At 30.3% G+C, this 20,084-nt stretch carries 19 protein-coding genes and 1 tRNA gene; 5 read left to right on the top strand and 15 right to left on the bottom strand.

Features of this window, described 5'->3' with window-relative positions; all coding sequences use genetic code 11:
* Nucleotides 1–90 precede the first annotated feature (90 nt).
* Complete coding sequence (locus tag AC5SML_RS01155) at nucleotides 91–1,104, top strand: polyprenyl synthetase family protein (RefSeq protein WP_006997290.1); 1,014 nt, start codon at nucleotides 91–93, stop codon at nucleotides 1,102–1,104.
* On the opposite strand, the gene pdxH is transcribed toward AC5SML_RS01155, so the two are convergent.
* Entirely contained in the window at nucleotides 1,101–1,727 is a 627-nt protein-coding gene (gene pdxH / locus AC5SML_RS01150; protein WP_006997291.1) for a pyridoxamine 5'-phosphate oxidase, read from the bottom strand. The two genes, AC5SML_RS01155 and pdxH, sit on opposite strands and share 4 nt — an antisense overlap.
* 33 nt (nucleotides 1,728–1,760) lie before the next feature.
* Between pdxH and aroC the strand changes: the two genes are divergently transcribed.
* A complete protein-coding gene (aroC, locus tag AC5SML_RS01145; protein ID WP_006997292.1) occupies nucleotides 1,761–2,843 on the top strand; it encodes a chorismate synthase in 1,083 nt (360 codons plus the stop codon).
* A gap of 8 nt (nucleotides 2,844–2,851) precedes the next feature.
* On the opposite strand, the gene dxs is transcribed toward aroC, so the two are convergent.
* Genes dxs through AC5SML_RS01130 form a run of 3 tightly spaced genes read right to left on the bottom strand, consistent with a single transcriptional unit; the run spans nucleotide 2,852 to nucleotide 5,872 of the window.
* Nucleotides 2,852–4,765, bottom strand: a complete 1,914-nt coding sequence (gene dxs, locus AC5SML_RS01140; RefSeq protein WP_011281812.1) for a 1-deoxy-D-xylulose-5-phosphate synthase — start codon at nucleotides 4,763–4,765, stop codon at nucleotides 2,852–2,854.
* The gene (locus AC5SML_RS01135) at nucleotides 4,765–5,637 is read right to left on the bottom strand and encodes a polyprenyl synthetase family protein (RefSeq protein WP_018413891.1); all 873 of its coding nucleotides are present in this window, start codon (nucleotides 5,635–5,637) and stop codon (nucleotides 4,765–4,767) included. The genes dxs and AC5SML_RS01135 overlap by 1 nt, the downstream gene beginning before the upstream one ends.
* The gene (locus AC5SML_RS01130) at nucleotides 5,627–5,872 is read right to left on the bottom strand and encodes a hypothetical protein (RefSeq protein WP_018413890.1); all 246 of its coding nucleotides are present in this window, start codon (nucleotides 5,870–5,872) and stop codon (nucleotides 5,627–5,629) included. Before AC5SML_RS01130 ends, AC5SML_RS01135 begins: the two co-directional genes overlap by 11 nt.
* A 20-nt stretch (nucleotides 5,873–5,892) precedes the next feature.
* Here AC5SML_RS01130 and AC5SML_RS01125 point away from each other — a divergent pair, with 20 nt between their 5' ends.
* Nucleotides 5,893–6,825, top strand: coding sequence for an L-threonylcarbamoyladenylate synthase (locus tag AC5SML_RS01125; RefSeq protein WP_006997296.1), 933 nt, complete (start codon nucleotides 5,893–5,895; stop codon nucleotides 6,823–6,825).
* A 16-nt stretch (nucleotides 6,826–6,841) separates the two neighbouring features.
* Here the strand turns inward: AC5SML_RS01125 and AC5SML_RS01120 are convergent.
* Nucleotides 6,842–6,918: transfer RNA gene (locus AC5SML_RS01120), tRNA-Arg, on the bottom strand.
* Between the two features lie 23 nt (nucleotides 6,919–6,941).
* Here AC5SML_RS01120 and AC5SML_RS01115 point away from each other — a divergent pair.
* Nucleotides 6,942–7,922, top strand: coding sequence for an RluA family pseudouridine synthase (locus AC5SML_RS01115; protein ID WP_027306710.1), 981 nt, complete (start codon nucleotides 6,942–6,944; stop codon nucleotides 7,920–7,922).
* 54 nt (nucleotides 7,923–7,976) lie between these two features.
* The gene (gene rpoH / locus AC5SML_RS01110) at nucleotides 7,977–8,858 is read left to right on the top strand and encodes an RNA polymerase sigma factor RpoH (RefSeq protein ID WP_494617354.1); all 882 of its coding nucleotides are present in this window, start codon (nucleotides 7,977–7,979) and stop codon (nucleotides 8,856–8,858) included.
* Here the strand turns inward: rpoH and AC5SML_RS01105 are convergent.
* From AC5SML_RS01105 to tolA, 10 genes are all read right to left on the bottom strand, one after another.
* Nucleotides 8,855–10,147 (bottom strand): adenylosuccinate synthase, encoded by a 1,293-nt coding sequence (locus AC5SML_RS01105; RefSeq protein ID WP_011281807.1) that lies wholly within the window; start codon nucleotides 10,145–10,147, stop codon nucleotides 8,855–8,857. The genes rpoH and AC5SML_RS01105 overlap by 4 nt on opposite strands.
* The gene (gene thiD, locus AC5SML_RS01100; protein ID WP_006997300.1) at nucleotides 10,147–10,959 is read right to left on the bottom strand and encodes a bifunctional hydroxymethylpyrimidine kinase/phosphomethylpyrimidine kinase; all 813 of its coding nucleotides are present in this window, start codon (nucleotides 10,957–10,959) and stop codon (nucleotides 10,147–10,149) included. Before thiD ends, AC5SML_RS01105 begins: the two co-directional genes overlap by 1 nt.
* A gap of 1 nt (nucleotide 10,960) precedes the next feature.
* Nucleotides 10,961–12,292, bottom strand: a complete 1,332-nt coding sequence (gene glmM / locus AC5SML_RS01095; protein ID WP_018413886.1) for a phosphoglucosamine mutase — start codon at nucleotides 12,290–12,292, stop codon at nucleotides 10,961–10,963.
* A complete protein-coding gene (folP, locus tag AC5SML_RS01090) occupies nucleotides 12,292–13,068 on the bottom strand; it encodes a dihydropteroate synthase (protein WP_494617352.1) in 777 nt (258 codons plus the stop codon). The genes glmM and folP overlap by 1 nt, the downstream gene beginning before the upstream one ends.
* A gap of 281 nt (nucleotides 13,069–13,349) precedes the next feature.
* Nucleotides 13,350–15,236 carry an ATP-dependent zinc metalloprotease FtsH gene (gene ftsH / locus AC5SML_RS01085; protein ID WP_494617350.1) on the bottom strand — a complete coding sequence of 629 codons (1,887 nt, stop codon included), beginning with the start codon at nucleotides 15,234–15,236 and terminating at the stop codon, nucleotides 13,350–13,352.
* 51 nt (nucleotides 15,237–15,287) lie between these two features.
* Nucleotides 15,288–16,343, bottom strand: a complete 1,056-nt coding sequence (gene tilS / locus AC5SML_RS01080; RefSeq protein ID WP_018413884.1) for a tRNA lysidine(34) synthetase TilS — start codon at nucleotides 16,341–16,343, stop codon at nucleotides 15,288–15,290.
* The gene (ybgF, locus tag AC5SML_RS01075) at nucleotides 16,303–17,277 is read right to left on the bottom strand and encodes a tol-pal system protein YbgF (protein ID WP_006997305.1); all 975 of its coding nucleotides are present in this window, start codon (nucleotides 17,275–17,277) and stop codon (nucleotides 16,303–16,305) included. Before ybgF ends, tilS begins: the two co-directional genes overlap by 41 nt.
* 86 nt (nucleotides 17,278–17,363) lie before the next feature.
* Complete coding sequence (gene pal, locus AC5SML_RS01070) at nucleotides 17,364–17,906, bottom strand: peptidoglycan-associated lipoprotein Pal (protein WP_018413883.1); 543 nt, start codon at nucleotides 17,904–17,906, stop codon at nucleotides 17,364–17,366.
* Between the two features lie 24 nt (nucleotides 17,907–17,930).
* Nucleotides 17,931–19,271 (bottom strand): Tol-Pal system beta propeller repeat protein TolB, encoded by a 1,341-nt coding sequence (gene tolB / locus AC5SML_RS01065; protein WP_006997307.1) that lies wholly within the window; start codon nucleotides 19,269–19,271, stop codon nucleotides 17,931–17,933.
* A 2-nt stretch (nucleotides 19,272–19,273) separates the two neighbouring features.
* Entirely contained in the window at nucleotides 19,274–20,083 is an 810-nt protein-coding gene (tolA, locus tag AC5SML_RS01060; RefSeq protein ID WP_494617347.1) for a cell envelope integrity protein TolA, read from the bottom strand.
* Between the last annotated feature and the right edge of the window lies 1 nt (nucleotide 20,084).

Raw genomic sequence — 20,084 nt, 5'->3', positions numbered from 1 at the left:
GATTTAATATAAAGCCTACTTATAGTTGAAGATTAAGGTGCGTCAATTGATAAGTAATAAATATAACTTAATTATACTAACTTATTTTTTATGGGAACTGTAGTTCAACTTAGAAACCAAATAAATAATTCATATTATCAGCTAAAAGATTCTGTTGATGAAAAATTAGTTTTAGTTGAAGAAAAGATTAAATCAAAACTCTTGAGTGATGTAGACCTCGTTCAAAAAATGACTGAATATCATATCGACACTGGTGGAAAAAGATTAAGAGCCCTACTAACACTTGGGTCAGCTAAGTTATGTGGCTACACTAAAGGAGGTCGAGATATTAATTTAGCAGCATGTGTAGAAATGATACATGGGGCCACTTTAATGCATGATGATGTCATTGATCTTGGAAATATTAGAAGAGGTAAAAAAACATTAAATTCAATTTGGGGAAATCACTCTTCTGTATTAATTGGTGACTATCTTTTAAGTAGATGTTTTGAAATGATGGTCGATGATGGTAATATAGAAGTTTTAAAACTTTTATCCTCAACTTCGTCAAAGATCGCTCAAGGAGAGGTATTACAACTACAACACAAAGGTGAAGTAGACATGTTGGAGGAAACATATTTTAAGATTATTACAGCAAAAACAGCTGAACTTTTTTCTGCAGCAACTAAGGTTGGTGCAATTTTATCTAATAAAGAAACAAAAGAAAAAGAGGCACTAGAGTTTTATGGAAAAAACTTAGGCTTAACATTTCAAATTGCTGATGACACATTAGATTACAATTCTGATCTAAAATTTTTTGGTAAAAAAATTGGTAAAGATTTTCTTGAGGGTAAAATTACTTTACCTGTTATTTTATTATTTCAGAATGTATCATCAATAGAAAAAGATAAGTTAAAAAATATTTTTAAACAAGAAACAAGATCAAATGAAGATTTAAATTTAACCTTAGAGCTTATTAAGAAATACAACATAATAAATGAATGCTACAAAAAAGCTGAACATTTTATTAACCTTGCATCAAATTCTTTAACTGTATTTAAGGATAGTGATGAAAAAAAGATTTTAGAGAGTCTTACATCATTTAGTCTGCAAAGAACCTTTTAGGGGCTTAATAAAGATTTAACCCAGTTTCCCTCGGTATCTTTAGTATATTTAAGTCTTTCATGAATTCTGCTCTCTCCATCTAACCAAAATTCTATACTTGTGGGTATCAAATTCCAACCTGACCAATGCTCTGGTCTTGGTACATCATTTTTATTACTATATTTTTTTTTATATTCTTCTATTGAGTTTAAAAGTTCATCTCTATTATTTATTACAGTGCTTTGTTTTGAGGCCCATGCACCAATTCTACTCTCATAACCTCTACTGCTATAATATTCATCTGCCACTTTATTAGAAACTTTTTGCACCATTCCATTAATTCTTACTTGTCTTAGAAGGCTTTTCCAATGAAAACACATGGATGCTTTTGGGTTATTTTTTAATTCATTTCCCTTCTGACTATTTAGATTGGTATAAAAAACAAATCCATCTTTGTTAAAATCTTTTAATAAGACCATTCTAATTGATGGAAAATTATTTTGATCTGATGTGGCTAAAGCTAGTGCATTTGGATCATTTAACTCTGTTTTTTTTGCTTCATTCATCCAAACTTCAAATAAATCTATTGGATCAATTTTATCTAAAAAGCATTTATTAAGGCCTAATGAGTTTTTTTGATTCATAATTTTAACAAAATAATCTATATACTATAGATAATGTCATTTAATACTTTTGGAAAGCAATTTCGTTTCACAACATGGGGAGAATCTCATGGCCCAGCATTAGGTTGTGTCGTTGATGGTTGTCCACCAAATATAAACTTAAAAGAGCAAGATATTCAAGTTGAGCTAGATAAAAGAAAACCAGGACAATCAAAATTTACAACACAGAGAAAAGAAGATGATAAAGTACAAATTTTATCAGGTGTATTTGAGGGCAAAACGACTGGAACACCTATTTCTTTAATTATTTACAATCAAGATATGAGGTCAAAAGATTATGGAGATATCAAAGATAAATTCAGACCTGGACACGCTGATTTTACGTACTTTAAGAAATATGGAATAAGAGATTACCGTGGCGGTGGAAGATCCTCTGCAAGAGAAACAGCTGCAAGAGTTGCTGCGGGTGCAATTGCTAAAAAAGTTTTAGAGAATAAATTAGGTAAAAAATTTAAAGTTGTAGGGGCTGTTACTCAATTAGGAATATTGGGATGTGATACTAGAAAATGGAACGACCTAACAATTAACAAAAATCCCTTTTTTTGTCCTGATAAGAATATGCTGAAACTTTGGGAAAAATATTTGTTAGATATAAGAAAGTCTGGATCATCTTGTGGAGCAGTTATTGAAGTAAGAGCCAGAGGAATTCCTGTTGGTTTAGGTGCTCCAATTTATTCTAAATTAGATATGGATATTGCCTCTGCAATGATGAGTATTAATGCTGTTAAAGGTGTTAATATTGGATCTGGAATGAATTCTGCACAATTAAGTGGAGAACAAAACTCAGATGAAATTTCACAAAAAGGTAAAAAATTAAAATTTGATTCTAATAATGCAGGTGGAATTCTTGGTGGTATTTCAACAGGACAAGAAATTGTTGTTTCATTTGCTGTTAAGCCAACATCATCGATTTTAACAACTAGAAAAACTATAAATAAGTTTGGAAAAAATACTACTATTTCAGTTAAAGGTCGGCATGATCCTTGTGTTGGTATTCGTGCAGTTCCTGTAGGGGAAGCAATGATGAATTGTGTTTTGTTAGACCATTACTTAATGAACAAAGCTCAGTGTAGCTAATTTTAAATTTAATTTTTAACTACTTTTATCGACTCTTTTGTAAATAAGATGTCTAGTATTTTTTTTGATATTTGAGATGCGTTAAGACCAGCAACATCATACATTTTTTTTGGACTATCTTGTTCGATGAAAATATCAGGCAATATCATGGTTCTAAATTTTAAACCTTTATCAAATATACCTTTTTCTGATAATAAATTTTCCACGTGAGAGCCAAAACCTCCAATAGATCCTTCTTCTACAGTAATCATAGCCTCATGTTCTCGCGCACACTTTAAAATAAGTTCTTGGTCCAAGGGTTTAGCAAAACGAGCGTCAACTATCGTTGACTCAATTCCTTTATTTTTTAATTCTGCTGCTGCAATTTTACATTCTTCCAATCTAGTTCCTATACTTAAAATACAAACTTGTTTCCCTTCTTGAATAACTCTTCCTTTTCCAATCTCTATGTTCTCATCTATTGATGGTAATTCCACTCCTATACCATTTCCTCTTGGGTATCTAATAGCACAAGGTTTGTTATTGATTGTCATCGATGTATTTGTCATTTTAACTAATTCTGCTTCATCACTTGGTGCCATTACTATAAAATTAGGAAGAGTAGAAAGATAAGTAATATCGAATGAGCCAGCATGAGTTGATCCATCAGCACCTACTAAACCTGCTCTATCTATAATAAATCTCACAGGTAAACTTTGAATAGCCACATCATGAACCACTTGATCATAAGCTCTTTGTAAAAAAGTCGAATAGATTGCAACATATGGCTTATAGCCTTCAGTGGCTAACCCTGCTGCAAAAGTAACAGCATGCTGCTCAGCAATTCCAACATCAAACATTCTTTTTGGAAAATCTTTGGCAAAAATATCCATACCCGTTCCACCTGGCATAGCAGCAGTAACTCCTACAACCTTACTGTCTCTTTCTGCATGTTTCACTAAAGTGTTTGCAAAAACCTTTGTATAAGCTGGAAGATTTGTTCCACTTTTTACCTGTTCGCCAGTTACAACATTAAATTTTGAAACACCGTGATAATGATCACTAGCTTTTTCAGCATAAGAATATCCTTTACCTTTTTGAGTTTTTATATGAATCATAATTGGACCTTGATGCTTTGAGTCTCTTGCATTTTTTAAAATCGGTATGAGTGTAGACAAATCATGTCCATCTATTGGACCAACATAATAAAAACCTAAAGAATTAAAAAGAGTACCCCCAGTTACAGCTGATCTTAAAAAATCCTCAGCTTTTCCAGCTTTCACACTAAATCTTTTAGAAAAAGCAGAAACTATTAATTTAAAAGTTTCCCTTAAACTAAAATAAATTTTTCCTGTTAAAAGTTTAGCTAAATAAGTTCTCATAGCACCTACTGGTTTTGCAATCGACATATCGTTATCATTTAAAATAACAATCATTTTAGTTTTTGAAGCACCTGCGTTATTCATTGCCTCATATGCCATCCCCGCACTAATTGCACCATCTCCTATGACTGCAATTATATTATTTAATTTATTTGATAACTTATTTGCTTCCGCCATGCCTAGAGCTGATGATATTGATGTTGAGCTATGTGCTGCACCAAATGGATCATACTCACTTTCAGATCTTTTTGTAAAACCAGACAATCCATTGCCTTGTCTCAATGTTTTAATTTTTGATTTTCTTCCAGTCAAAATTTTATGTGGATAAGTTTGATGACCCACATCCCAAATTAGTCTGTCATTTGGAGTATCAAATACGTAATGTAAAGCTACGGTTAGCTCAACAACCCCAAGACCTGCACCTAAGTGTCCTCCTGTTTCAGATACTGCATCAATCATCTCTTTTCTAACTTCGTTAGAAACTTCTTGAAGATCGTTCTCTGATAATTTTCTTAAGTCAGAAGGAAAATTAATATCTTTGAGAAATTTATAGTTTTGCATTATTTATTTCTTTTTAAAATGTAGTCTAGGGTTTCATTTAAACTGTTAGTGTTTGAACTATATTTATTTAAATCTTTAATTATTTTAGACTTAATTTTATCAGCATATTTAATAGCATTTTGATATCCTAGTAAACTGATTAAAGTGGCTTTACCTTTTTTCTTGTCTTTACCTGTTAACTTACCAGCAATAACTGTAGAGCCCTTAAAGTCTATTAAATCGTCAGCAATTTGAAATAAAAGTCCAATATTTGAACCTATATTTTCAAAAAACTTTATTTGTGTATTACTTTTTCTCTTAATAATAACTGGGACAGCACAACAAAAGCTAAAGAGCTTGCCTGTTTTTTTTATTTCCATGTCTATAATTTTACTTTTAGAAACTTTTTTTTTTTCAAAACTAAGATCTAAATATTGACCACCAGCTATTCCTAGATGTCCAGAAGTCTCTGAGAGTTTTTTTACTAGATCTACTTTTATTTTTTCATTTATCTTTAAGCTCGAACTAACCAAGATTTCAAAAGCCATTGTTAAAAGTGAGTTTCCTGCTAGTACCGCTGTTGATTCTCCAAATTTAATATGTGTAGAAATTTTTCCTCTTCTTATTTTATCATCATCCATGCAAGGTAAATCATCATGTATTAATGAATAAGCATGAATACATTCAACTGCAGCGCCAATAGAAATTAATGTTTTATAATTAATTTTAAATATAGCTCCTATATCAATTAAAATTTTTGATCTAATTTTTTTTCCACCTGGAAATAACCCATATTCCATAGCAGCTATTAATTCTGTTCTTTTTTGTCTTTTAATAAATCGCTTTAAAAATAAGTTTGTATCTTTTGCTATTCTAGCAAGTTTATTTTGCATTTTTTTTTGAACTTATATTATTAATTTTTTTTTTTGTTTCTTCATTGATCATTTTTGAAGTTTTATAGAATTTTTTTTCAATAATATTATTTAATTTTAATAATTGCTGGTATGAATCAATTGAATTCTGCAAGTCTTTTTCCGACTCTAAAGATTCAATAATATTGTTTGCCTCTTTTGTTAACTCCTCAAGAGATAGTGTGTTATTATCAAGTGGTAAATTTTTATCTTTCATATAATAATAATTATTAATACATGAAATCTAATCAATCAAATATCAAAAAAGCAAAAAAATACCTTGATAAAAATTACTGTATTGGCGTACCAACTGAAACCGTTTATGGTCTAGCAGCTAACGCATACAAGAATTCAGCGGTAAAAAAGATTTATAATTTAAAAAAGAGACCAAAAAACAACCCTCTAATAGTACATTATCACGATATCGATTCTCTTAAAAAAGATTGTTTAATAAATGATAATTTTATTAAACTTTATAAAAAATTTTCGCCTGGCCCAATAACATACGTATTACAATTAAAAAAAAACTCTAAGATTTCAAAATATGTAACTAATAATAAGAAAAGTTTAGCAGTAAGATTTCCAAAACATACAATATTTAAAAATTTACTAAAACAGCTAGATTATCCATTAGCTGCACCTAGTGCTAATATTACAACTAAAGTAAGTGCTGTTAATGCAAAAGATGTTAAAGAAGAATTCGGTAAAAAAATTAAATATATTTTAGACGGAGGTACTTGCGCTATTGGAATAGAGTCTACAATAGTTAATCTTACAGCTAAACCAACTATACTGAGATTAGGAGGTCTAGATATTTCAAAAATTCAAAAAGCTTTAGGTTTCAAGATGAATATATCTACCAATCCTAAGAAAAAAATAGCTCCTGGTCAATCACGGCTACATTACTCTCCTGGTATTCCTTTAAGAATGAACGTCACAAAACCAAAAAATGACGAAGCTTTCATAATAATTAAGAAAAAGAAAACTAAACCCAAAAATTATTTTTATTTAACTTCGAAAAGTAATTTAGATGAAGCAGCAAAAAAGCTTTATTCGTGTCTAAGAAAAATAAAAAATGAGGGTTATAAATCGATTGCTGTGGAAAAGATTCCTAATATAGGACTTGGTAAAGCTATAAATGATAGATTGCGGAGGGCATCAAAGTATTAGACATTTTGTTTGGTTATGGTGCGCCTGCTAGGAGTCGAACCCAGAACCTCCTGATCCGAAGTCAGGCGCTCTATCCAGTTGAGCTACAAGCGCATATAGTATTAATATTACATTTTATGGAAAAAAACATTAATTTAATAGTTGGTGAAGATGAAAATAATCTCAGGCTTGATGTATTCATCAATAAAAGAGAAAACTTAATTAGCAGATCCAGAATTAAGAATTTAATTCTTAAAGAAAAATTAAAAATAAATGATCAAATTATTAATAGTCCCTCAAAAAAAGTACTGAGTGGAGATGAGATAAATCTTCAAATTCCAGAACCTAAAGAAGCATCATTAAAGCCATATAATTTTAAGTTACAAATTGTTTATGAAGATGATGATTTGCTAATAATCAATAAACCAGCAGGTATAATTATGCATCCAGGTGCAGGAAATTATGATGAAACAATTGTTAACGCCTTAATGCATTATAACAAGGACTCGTTATCAACAATAGGTGATGAACTAAGACCTGGCATAGTTCATAGGATTGACAAGGATACTTCTGGATTAATAGTTATTGCTAAAAATAATGAAACACACGAAAACTTATCACATCAATTTAGTGAGCACACAATTACAAGAGTTTATCAGCTTTTAATTTGGGGGAAACTAAGACCGTCCTCTGGAAAAATTGATACGTTTATAACTAGAAGCTCAAAAAATAGACAGATGATGGAAGTCAGCAATTCTAAAGGCAAAAGAGCAATCACTAATTACAAAACAATTGAAATTTTTGAAAATGATAAAACTCCTACATTAAGCTTAGTGGAATGCAGATTGGAAACTGGAAGAACACATCAAATAAGAGTTCACATGACACATATGGGTAATAGTATTATGGGTGATGGAAAATATAAAAAAAAATATAAAAAACTTAAAAATATCGATACTAATTTAGAAAATTTAATTTATAAATTAGATAGACAATTTTTGCATGCTCAAACATTGGGGTTTATTCACCCAAGAACTAATGAGGAAATGGTTTTTACCTCAATTTTGCCACAAGAACTTGAAAATATTTTAGTATTACTTAGAAATACTGGCAAATAAAACCTTGAAATAATACTATAGTCAATTAAATAAATACAACTTATGAGTACTACAATGAATAGTAATCTTCCTGCACTTTCTAATGAAGGTGGTTTATCAGCTTATCTGGAACAAATTAAAAAATTTCCTATGCTGGCAGCAGAAGAAGAATATATGCTTGCAAAAAATTGGAAGGCAACAGGAAATGTTAAAGCTGCAGAAAAACTTGTTACTAGTCATCTAAGACTCGTTGCAAAAATTGCGATGGGTTACAGGGGATACGGTCTTCCAGTAAATGAAATGATTTCAGAAGGAAATGTTGGGCTAATGCAAGCTGTTAAAAAATTTGAACCTGAGAAAGGATTTAGATTAGCAACTTATGCAATGTGGTGGATTAGAGCTTCTATACAAGAATATATTCTAAGATCTTGGAGCTTAGTAAAAATAGGAACAACAACTGCTCAAAAAAAATTATTTTTCAATTTAAAGAAAATTAAAAATCAAATCGCTCCTCAATCTCAAGGTGATTTAAGACCTGAACATGTAACTGAAATTGCAAACAAGTTAGATGTCAACAAAGATGAAGTAATTTCAATGAACAGAAGACTATCTGGCAAAGAATTTTCTTTAAATGCACAAGTTGGAGAAGATGGTGATGAGTGGCAAGACTGGTTGGTAGATAAAGAGCTTGATCATGATCTTAAATTTGCACATCAAGAAGAAATGGGTCAAAGACAAAACTTACTTAAAGATTCTATAAAAATTCTTAATGAAAGAGAAAAAGAGATTTTATACTCTAGAAGATTAAATGATGAACCTACAACACTTGAAGATTTAAGTAAAAAATACAAAATTAGTAGAGAAAGAGTTAGACAAATTGAAAATAAAGCATTTGAGAAGCTTCAAAAACACATGTTATTGTCTGCTAAATCTAAAAATCTACTTCCAGTAAACTAAACCTCAAAGGGGTTTTCTAAAAGAATAGTATCTTCTCGTTCAGGGCTTGTTGAAATACTTGAAACTTTTGTTCCAATAAAATCTTCTAATGCATAAATATAATTTTTTGCATTTTCTGGTAAATTTTCAATATTCTTTATTCCTTGTGTGGAACTTTTCCATCCAGGAAAAGTTTTATAAATTGGTTTAATTTTTAACTGATCCTCAACTGCAGCAGGTAAGTAATCCATTTTTTTGCCATCAAGCTCATACTCGACACACATCTTAATTTCATCTAATTCATCTAAAACATCTAATTTAGTTAATGCTATTCCGTCTATGCCTGAAATTTTAATTGTTTGTCTAACCAAAACACCATCAAACCAACCACACCTTCTTTTTCTACTAGTGACCGTCCCAAATTCTTTTCCTCTTGAACCAAGCAATTCTCCAATATCATCTGTTAACTCAGTTGGAAAAGGTCCTTCACCAACTCTGGTAGTGTAAGCTTTTGTTATTCCAAGAACATAATGAATAGAATTAGGACCACAACCAGTTCCTGTTGCAGCCGCAGATGCAACAGTATTGGATGATGTTACAAAAGGGTAGGTTCCATGATCCACATCTAGTAGTATTCCTTGTGCACCTTCAAATAATATTCTTTTTTTTTGTTTCTTAAATTCATCAATTCTAAGCCAAACAGGTTGAGAAAACTTTAATATTTCTGGAGCAATTTTTAAGAGTTCTTCTTTAAGTTTATCTTTTTCAAAAATTTTTTTACCTAACCCTTTTCTAATTGCATTATGATGAAGAAGCACTGTTTCCAATCTATGGTCTAGATTAGTCTCAGATCTTAGATCCATAACACGGATTGATCTTCTTCCCACTTTATCTTCATAGGCTGGCCCAATTCCTCTTCTTGTTGTTCCAATTTTTCCTTTTCCAGCAGCATCTTCTCTTATTTCATCCATCTCTCTATGAAATGGTAAAATAAGATTTGCAGATTCTGAAATTATAAAATTATCCACATTAACCTCAACACCCTTAGATTTAATTTCCTCTATTTCCTCTAATAGTGCCCACGGGTCAACAACAACTCCATTTCCTATAATAGAAATTTTATTTTTTCTTACAATTCCAGAAGGTAGTAATCTTAATTTATAAGTTGTTCCATCAATTACTAATGTGTGTCCAGCATTGTGTCCTCCTTGAAAACGAATAACAACATCTGCTTGGTCTGATAGCCAGTCGACTATTTTACCTTTTCCTTCATCACCCCATTGAGATCCAACAACTACAACATTTTTCATTATCTAAATTTTTTTTCTATTGTTACTGAACTTAAATGGTTGATAGGCCCATGACCTTTACCGAATTTAAGGTTTGAATTTATTGAATTGTGTACATACTTAGTTGCAAGCTCACAAGATCTCTTTAAGGTTTTTCCACATGAAAAGAATGTAGAAATAGCAGAAGAAAGGGTGCAACCAGTGCCATGTGTATTCCTGGTTGTAATTCTTTTATTTTTTATAATGAAAATTTCATTTTTGTTTACAAAAATATCTTGGACGATTTTAGATTCTAAATGACCACCTTTTATAAAAACATTTTTTGCTCCTAATTTTATTAGTATGCTGGCAGCAAAAATCATATCTTCTTTTGTTCTTATTTTAGTTTTAGTTAATATTTCCGCTTCTGGAATATTTGGAGTAATTAGGCTAACTTTTTTAATTAGTTCATTTTTTAATAACTGAATTGCCTTATCATCAATAAGTTTTGCGCCACCTTTAGCTACCATAACAGGATCTAAAATTATTTTTTTTACTTTAATAAGATTTAATGAATGAATTACTGATTTTATTACTTTTGTAGAATGCAACATTCCAATTTTTATGGCATCAGGTTTAATGTCTTTTGAGGTAAATTCTATTTGATTTGAAATTTCCTTAGGATCAATTGGTACTATTGATTTTACACCTGTTGTATTTTGGATTGTGACAGCTGTTATTGCTGTCATGGCATACGAACCTAAAGCTGTGATAGTTTTAATATCAGCTTGGATGCCAGCACCACCAGATGAATCTGATCCGGCAATAACTAATATTTTAGATTTTGGTTTCAATTTACTTAATTTTTCTTAAAACGATTTTCAAACATTTTTGAAGTAATTTAATATTATCACTCTCTCCCATTACTCTGATTTTAGACTCCGTTCCTGAGCTTCTAACTAATATTCTACCTTGACCTTTAATTAATTTTTCTGCTAATTTTATAGAATTTTTAATATCAATATTTTTAATTATATTTTTGTCTTTAACATCAATATTTTCTAATATTTGTGGAGTTTTATTAAAGGTATTAAAAAAACTACTAGCTTTTTTTCCTTTTCTTAATGAAAATAAAACTTCTAAAGCAACTAATAAGCCATCTCCAGTAGTTGCAAATTTGCCTAGAATAATATGCCCTGATTGTTCACCACCTAAATTAAAATTATTTTTTTGCATTTTCTCTTTTACAAAGCGATCTCCTACATTTGATCTTAAGAATTTTATATTATGTAGTTTAAAAAACTTTTCTAATCCATAGTTAGACATTAAAGTGCCAACTACACCTCCTTTTAACATTTTTTTTCTTTTCCACCTCATTGCTATTGCAGCAATTATTTGATCTCCATCAATTACAATACCTTTTTCATCACACATAATAATTCTATCGGCATCTCCATCAAGTGAAATTCCTATATGTGCTTTATATTTCTTTACTGCTAATCTGATTTTATTTGGAAAAGTAGATCCACAATTTTTATTAATATTAAGACCATTAGGATTTATTCCGATTGAAAATACTTTAGCACCTAAAGATTTTAATAATTCAGGCCCAGCCTTGTATCCAGCCCCATTTGCACAATCAATCACTATTCTTAAACCTCTTAGGTTAAAATCTTTTGGTAAATTATTTTTTAAAATTTTTATATAATCTTTATTTGCAGTTTCTAACCTTTTTACACGACCCAATTTTTTTGGTTTTGATAAAGATTTTTCAATTTTTTGATCAATTAAAGTTTCAATTTTTTTTTCAATTTTATTTGACAGTTTTAACCCATCTGGTCCAAATAATTTTAACCCATTGTCATGATATGGATTATGAGATGCTGTAATCATAATTCCCATGTTAGCTTTCATACTCTTTGTGAGCATTGCTAAGCCATTAGTTGGAAGTGGGCCTAATGTATAAACGTGCATACCAGCCGATGTAAGTCCTGATACTAACGCAGGTTCCAAACTATACCCTGAGAGTCTCGTATCTTTAGCAATTATTGCTATTTGTTTCTTTTTTTTTTGAGTTTTAAAGTAAGTTCCTGTTGCAAGACCAAATTTAAAAAACATGTCTCCATTAATATTTTTACTATTAACGGCACCTCTTATTCCATCTGTTCCAAAATATTTTTTTGCCATTAGTTTTTAATTAATTCTTTAAACACTTTTATACTTTGTCTTAATTCATTCACATCATGAATTCTTAGAATTTGAACTCCTTGCATTATTGCATACATGGAAGAAGATACTGTTCCACCTAATCTTTCCTTGCTATCATTTTTTCCAGATAAATCCTTAATAAATTTTTTCCTAGAAAGTCCAAGTAATATAGGAAAACCAAGAGTATGAAAAATAGAAACGCTTCTAATTAAATTCATATTATGTTTCAAATTTTTTCCAAAACCAATTCCTGGATCAATTACAATATTATTATGTTTTATACCCATGGATCTTAAAAATTTAATCTTTTGTTCAAAAAAATCATAAATATCTAATAATTCATTTTTGTACTTAGGGTTTTTTTGCATTTTTTCTGGTGTACCTTGTGAATGTTGAATGACAAATGGAGTTTTGCTTTTTATCAATACCTTAACTGTTTTAGGGTCATAACTTAGACCTGACACGTCATTTATAAGTTTAACTCCTAAATGAATCCCTTTAATCATAATTTCTGATTTTCTTGTATCTAATGATAGTGGAATTTTTTTATTAACATCTTTTAATATTTCTTTTATTCTATTCCATTCTTCCTTTTTACTTACAGGTTTAGATCCAGGTCTTGTTGATTCTCCACCAACATCAATAATATCTGCTCCAGATTTAAATAAATTCTTTGCATGAGATATTCCTTTTTTCTTTTTATTAAATTTACCCCCATCAGAAAAACTATCTGGTGTTAAATTTAATATACCCATTATATTAGGTATTTTATTAAAATTTAAACTTGAAAAGTTTTTATTTTTTTTAACGATAGTCTTGAGATCTTTATTAATTTTTTTTTTCAGTAGTTTGGGTAATTTTTTTATATCTTTAAGATCAATTTTTTTGATAGAAGTTCGTGTAAGAATTTCAATTTGTCCAAAAGAAATTTTCTTATTACCATTTAGTGGAAGATTTTTTTTTTTCTAACTAATTCAATTGAAAATTGACCATAAGCAAAATTACACGCTCTTGTGTAATATTTTTTCATTTAGTATTAATGAGCTATTTTCGGCTTAAGACCCATTGAACTTAAAGCTGAACCTTTATCTTCATCTTCAACTTTTAAATCCTCTTTATTACTTGGATATATATTTTTATTTATCAGGTTTTCAATTTCTTCACCTGTAAGTGTTTCATATGTTAAGAGAGCTTTAGCTAATTTATGTAGATCGTCAATTTTTTCAGTTAAAACTGTTCTTGCTCTTTCATAACCTTTATCTACAATTTTTCTAATTTCTGAGTCTACTTTCCTTGAGGTTTCTTCAGACATATTTTGAGTTCTCGCAACAGACCTTCCTAAAAATACCTCTTCTTCATTCGAACCATAGGCAACTGGTCCCAACTCTTTACTAAGGCCTGCTTGCATTACCATAGCTCTTGCTCTTTGAGTTGCTTGTTCAATATCACTAGATGCACCAGTTGTAACTTTATCTTCTCCAAATATGATTTCTTCTGCTACTCTTCCACCCATAGCTATAGCTAATTGAGCATGAAGCTGTTCTCTTGTTTGAGATAGCTGATCTCTCTCAGGTAGTTGCATAACCATTCCTAAAGCACGACCTCTCGGAATGATTGTTGCCTTATGAATTGGATGAGCCGCATCCTCATTAATAGTTACTATTGCATGTCCAGCTTCGTGGTAAGCTGTTAATGTTTTTTCTTCTTCTGTCATGACCATGGATCTTCTTTCTGATCCCATCATCACTTTATCTCTTGCTTCTTCAAACTCAGTTAGAGTAACTAGTCTTTTATTTTTTCTTGCAGCAAGTAATGCCGCTTCATTAACTATATTTGCTAAATCTGCACCTGAAAAACCTGGGGTTCCTCTAGCTACTGTTCTTAAATTTACATCAGGTGCCATTTTAATTTTTTTAACATGAACTTTTAATACTTTTTCTCTTCCTATTATATCTGGAAGTCCAACAACTACCTGTCTATCAAATCTACCTGGTCGTAATAATGCTGGGTCTAATACATCAGGTCTATTTGTAGCGGCAATAATTATTACACCTTCATTCGTATCAAAGCCGTCCATTTCAACTAATAACTGGTTTAAAGTTTGCTCTCTTTCATCGTTACCTCCTCCAAGACCAGCACCTCTGCTTCTTCCAACAGCATCTATCTCATCTATAAAAATAATACAGGGTGAATTTTTTTTACCTTGTTCAAACATGTCTCTAACTCTTGAGGCTCCAACACCCACGAACATTTCAACAAAATCTGATCCTGATATTGTAAAGAACGGAACTCCTGCTTCCCCAGCTATAGCTCTAGCAAGTAAAGTTTTACCTGTTCCAGGTTGGCCAACTAATAAACATCCTCTTGGTATTTTTCCACCAAGTCTACTAAACTTTTTAGGATCTTTTAAAAATTGAACAACTTCTTCTACTTCTTCTTTAGCCTCTTCTACTCCAGCGACATCATCAAAAGTAACTTTACCTTTTAATTCATTCATCATCTTTGCCTTAGATTTTCCAAAGCCCATGGCTCCACCTTTGCCACCCTGCATCTGTCTCATAAAGAAAATCCAAACAGCGATTAGTAACAACATCGGAAACCACGACAATAAAACACCAAACAAAGACGGCATCTTATCTTCTAAAGGAGCAGCTGATATACTTACCCCTTTTTCAGATAGCTTCTCAATTAAATTTGGATAATTCGGTGAATAAGTAGAAAAAGTATTTCCATTAGCTAATACTCCTCTAATATTGTTTCCTTGAATATCAACTTTTATAACTCCACCATTATCAACTTCTGATAAAAATTCTGAAAATATAATAGAATTACCTTTGCCCACATTAGCTTGAGGGTTCTTAAACATATTATAAAGGCCTATTGTTAGAAAAACAATTACTGCCCACATTGCTAAATTCTTCATATTCATACTTATAAGATAATAATTATTATTAATTAAACAAGTGTCAAATTGTTACAAAACCCTAACTTTATTAGTGTTTTCTCTTGAAATTAATATGGTCTCGTTAACTCTTTCAACAAAACAACCTCCTAAAGTTATTTTTGAAAATGTCTTTAGGATAATTCGGTTAATCAGTTCATTAATACTTTTTCCTCTAGCAGGATAGTATTTTTTTCCTATTTTTTGAATAACAAATGTCAAAGATCTAAAAACAACTTCATGCGATTGATCAAAAAAATTATGACTTAAAATATAAGTATCTTTTGTTTTAATATGTGTAGAATTATCCTTCAAATTTTTGTTAACATAAAACTTAATTGATTTGTCTGAGTCTCTTAAATTATCAATGGTTAATTTTAGTTTTTTTAAGTCCAATCCCTCTTTTTCAAGAGATTCTAATAAAGTTCTAATTCTTGTTCTTTTATATATCTCATTAATATTAGATGGATCTTTTATAAAAAATTTAAATACTATTTTAGAAATATTAATTAAATCATTTTTTTTTAAGTTTAGTAATGGTCTTAAAATATTTAGATCTTCATCTTTATATTTTACACTTTTGTTAAAAGATACCAATCCATTTAGTCCACTCCCTCTAACCACTCTAATTAAAAAATTTTCAACTAAATCATTTGAATGATGTCCTAATAATAAGTGCTTAATATTATTTTTTTTACATTCTTTTGATAGTAAAGAATATCTTGCTTCTCTTGCTAAAGATTGAATATTTCTAGAAGGTTTTTTACCTTTCCAGATTAATACTTTGCATGTAATACCAATTTTTTGTAAAATTTTTTTTACTAATGTTGCTTCCTTTGTCGACTCATTTCTAAGTCTATGATCAACTAAAAAAAATTTAACTTTTATTTTATTTTTTATTGAATAGCATTTAGCCAAGTAAGCCAATGCTAAACTATCGGGTCCACCCGAAACTGCTACTGCTAAATTTTCCTCAGAATTTAAAGAGGAAGAGAATTCACTATAAACTTTTGAGATTTTTCGATCTTTTAAAAAACTAAGAATTTGTTTATGAGTTTTGTTTTGAACACTCAAACTTTTTTGATTCATATTTTGCTTTTTGAAGCACAGATTGATTTGCTTTAGGATATTGCTCTTCAACCCCCACAATCATTTTACAACCTTGCTCTTTTTCTCCTATTTGAACCATTGATACACCAAGTTTTAATAAATTTATAGGAGCCTTCTCACCTTTTGGATATTTTTGATATCCTTCAAGATAAGCAGTAGCTGCATCTGTATAAAGCTGTCTTATTCTAAACGTTTCAGCATACCAATATTGAGCATTACCTGCCAATTTATGCTCTGAATTATTTATCACAAATTCTCTAAAAGCTCTCTCTGCAGTGCTGTAATCACCTACCTTTAAAAAACTAGTTGCAAATTCATATTGTTTTTCTGGAGTAGCATTTGGAAGTATATTTTTTTCTGATTCAAAGTTTTCTGTCACTATTGACGAAGTAGTTTCTACTGATTGTATTTGCTGACTAGTTTCTTCACTTTCTGTATCTTTATATGAAATAGACCCTAAGTCTTGAGGTTGTGAAGAGCCTGGTAAAGTTTTGTCTACTTGTTCCTTTGGTATTGAAGTTAATTTTTTTCCAATTTCTCCAGATGATAAAGCATTTTCCAGATCTTGAAATCTAATTTGGTTATCTGCTTGAACCTTAGAAAGCCTATTTGATAATTTATCTAACTTGAAATTAATTTCTTCAAACTTATTAGTCAGTTCTTGAAATTGTTTTTCAACATCAGACAATTTTAGAAGATGTCTTGTTAAAACATCCTCAGAGTTTTCGTTTGTGCCTGTTTGACTATTTGAATTAATTGACCCTGAGTAAACAGCTTTTTCCAGGGTTTTTAAATCTTTTTGAATTAACTCTAAAATTTCATTTACATTATGATTGTCAGCAAAAATAATATTTGGAAAAAATATAAAGACTAATATTAATTTTAATCGAATTATTTTTTTATAATTAAACATAATAAATTGAGTAGTAATTATAATGATGGCAAAAAAAAGACCCTATTCACAAATGTGATAGGGTCTTTTATAATTTATTAAATTGATTAGTTCGCTTTAACAGTAACTGATCTTCTATTTTTAGACCATGCTAAAGGGTTAGATCCAGAATCTACTGGTCTTTCTTTACCATAACTTAATACAGAAATTCTCTCTGAAGAAATTCCATATGTCATTAAATAGTCTTTTGCTGAATTAGCTCTTCTTTCACCTAATGCTAAGTTGTACTCTCTTGTACCTCTTTCATCAGCATGACCTTCTAATACAACGTTAATATCTGAATTTTTTCTTAACCATGCAGCTTGTTTTCTTAAAGTTTCTCGTGAAGCTGTTGTAAGTACAGTTTCATTTGTTGCAAAGAAAACTCTATCTGGAACACCAGAAGCTAAATATTCAACAGAATCTGTTCCTGTATAAACATCACCTTGCATTTGTCCTGTTGTTGTTTTTTTTGTAGCACAAGCAGTTAATACTAAACTTGCTAAAATAATTAGAAATCCATTTTTTAAAATCTTGCTTAAGTTCATTGTTGCTCCTTGATCCTTGATTTGTAATACTTTATATTTTTCATATTTAATTAGACCTTTCAAGTTAAAAATCAAGTAAAATTAAGACTAATTGCTTAATAAAGACGACCAAGATGGGTCAGAAGCATCAGTTTCGGTTTCAACCATCTTTTCATTGTACCCTGTTAAATCAATAGACCATAATTTGGCTGAAAATCCTTCTCCTTTAGAGTTAGTCTTAGTTTCTCTATAAAAGATAAGAACCCTTCCATTTGGTGACCATGATGGAGCTTCTTGATAAAAGTTCTCTGTTAGCAGTCTTTCACCAGTTCCATCTGTTCTCATTACTCCTATATAAAATTTTCCTTTATGAAGCTTTGTAAATGCAATTAAATCACCTCTTGGAGACCAAACTGGAGTTCCATACAAGCCATTCCCAAATGAGATTCTCTTAACATTTTTTCCATTACTATCCATTACATAAATTTGTTGGTAGCCACTTCTGTCTGAGTTAAAAGTAATTTTTTTTCCATCTGGTGAGTAAGAGGGTGATGTATCAATTGATGGATGATTGGTAATTCTTTCAACAATTCTGTTTTCAAGATCCATAGTATAAATATCAGAATTGCCATCTTTAGCAAAACTCATTATAATTTTTTTTCCATCAGGTGAAAACCTTGGGGCAAATGTCATTCCAGGAAAATCTCCAACTACTTCTTGCATTCCAGTTTCAATATCTAATAAATATACTCTAGGTAAATTTCTAAAATAAGAAAGATATGTGACCATCTGATTTGTTGGGCTAAATCTTGGTGTTAAAACTAATTCATTTCCAAGTGTTAAATATTTATTATTAAAGCCATCTTGGTCCATTATTGCTAATTTTTTTATTCTTTTAGTTTTAGGACCTTCCTCAGAAACATATATTATTCTAGTATCAAAATAACCTTTTTCTCCAGTTAAGCGTTCATACACCTTATCTGTAATAATGTGACCTACTCTTCTCCAGTTACTAGGAACAGTGGTAAATGCCAAAGCCATCATTTCTTTTCCAGCTAAAACATCCCACAATCTAAATTCTACTCTTAGCTTTTCATCTACAAATGTAACCTTGCCTGTTACTAAAGCTTGTGCTTTAATTAAATTCCAATCCTCAAACCTTGGTTTTAAATTAGCTACATCTGGTTCTTGAAGAAATGCATTTTTGTCTAGTGGATTAAATAGACCAGATTGTCTTAAATTATTTTCAACAACTATTGAAATTTCTGATCCTAAGTCTTCTTGTTTTAAAATTTTTTTAAAATTTTCTTTTGATTTATTATCTATTGATAAAGGGGATACAGCAACTGGTAAAGGATTTAAATTTCCTCTAGTAATATCAACTTCAATTAAAGCAAAAGCTTTAATGGGAATAATAATAAATAATATAAATAAATATCTTAATAACATTTTTATCCTTCTAACATTTCTCTAGCATCAAAGTTTAGCTGCATATCTTTCCATCTTTCATAACCTGTACTAGGTACTCTAAGAGGTTGGCAAAGTTTTATAGCTCTTAATGCACTTTCAGCTAACACTTTATAAAATCCCTGTCCAGGCCTATTCATTCTAGCATGATCAAGAATCTCTGTTTTTATAATAGAGCCATCTGGCTTTAATTGTAACTTAATTCTAACTAATAAATCTTCGTTAAACGGCAACCCTAGAGGAATACTCCAACAACCAAAAATTTGAGCTTTTAGTGCATCTTCTTCACTTAAAGTTAATCCAGAAAAATCCATATCTTTATCCTGATCTTGGGTAACTTGATTAGATTTTTTATTTGTTTCTGCACTCTCAGTCTTAGATTTATCAATTAATGCAGCAATACTATTAGTGTCAAATAGTTCTTTTTTTTCAAATTCTGAAATTTGTTTAATTTCTGTTTCTTCTTTTTCAGGGTTTTGTTTTTCATCTTTAATTTTCTTTATTTTTTCTATTTTTTCATCTGGCAATGGCACAGCATCAGGCTTTTGTTTTTTTATTTTTTTTGGTGGTGCCTGTTCAGAAACTAATTTTTTTTCTTTTTCTTTAACTTTCTCTATTATTTTTTTTGCTTTTGGTGCAAAAGGAATATTAGTTTTGTCTGTGATTTGAATCAGCTCAACCGATATAATCGGAGGAAGATCAATCGGTTTTTTAGCAAGGAATGGTAAGCTCATAGCTGTGATTATCACAAGAAATATATGAAGCCCAAAAGAAATAACAATATTTCTATTCACT

Source organism: Candidatus Pelagibacter sp. PS_17 (assembly GCF_059417945.1).
Note: the sequence above shows the minus strand (reverse complement) of the source record. Positions and strands in the feature narration are given on the sequence as shown.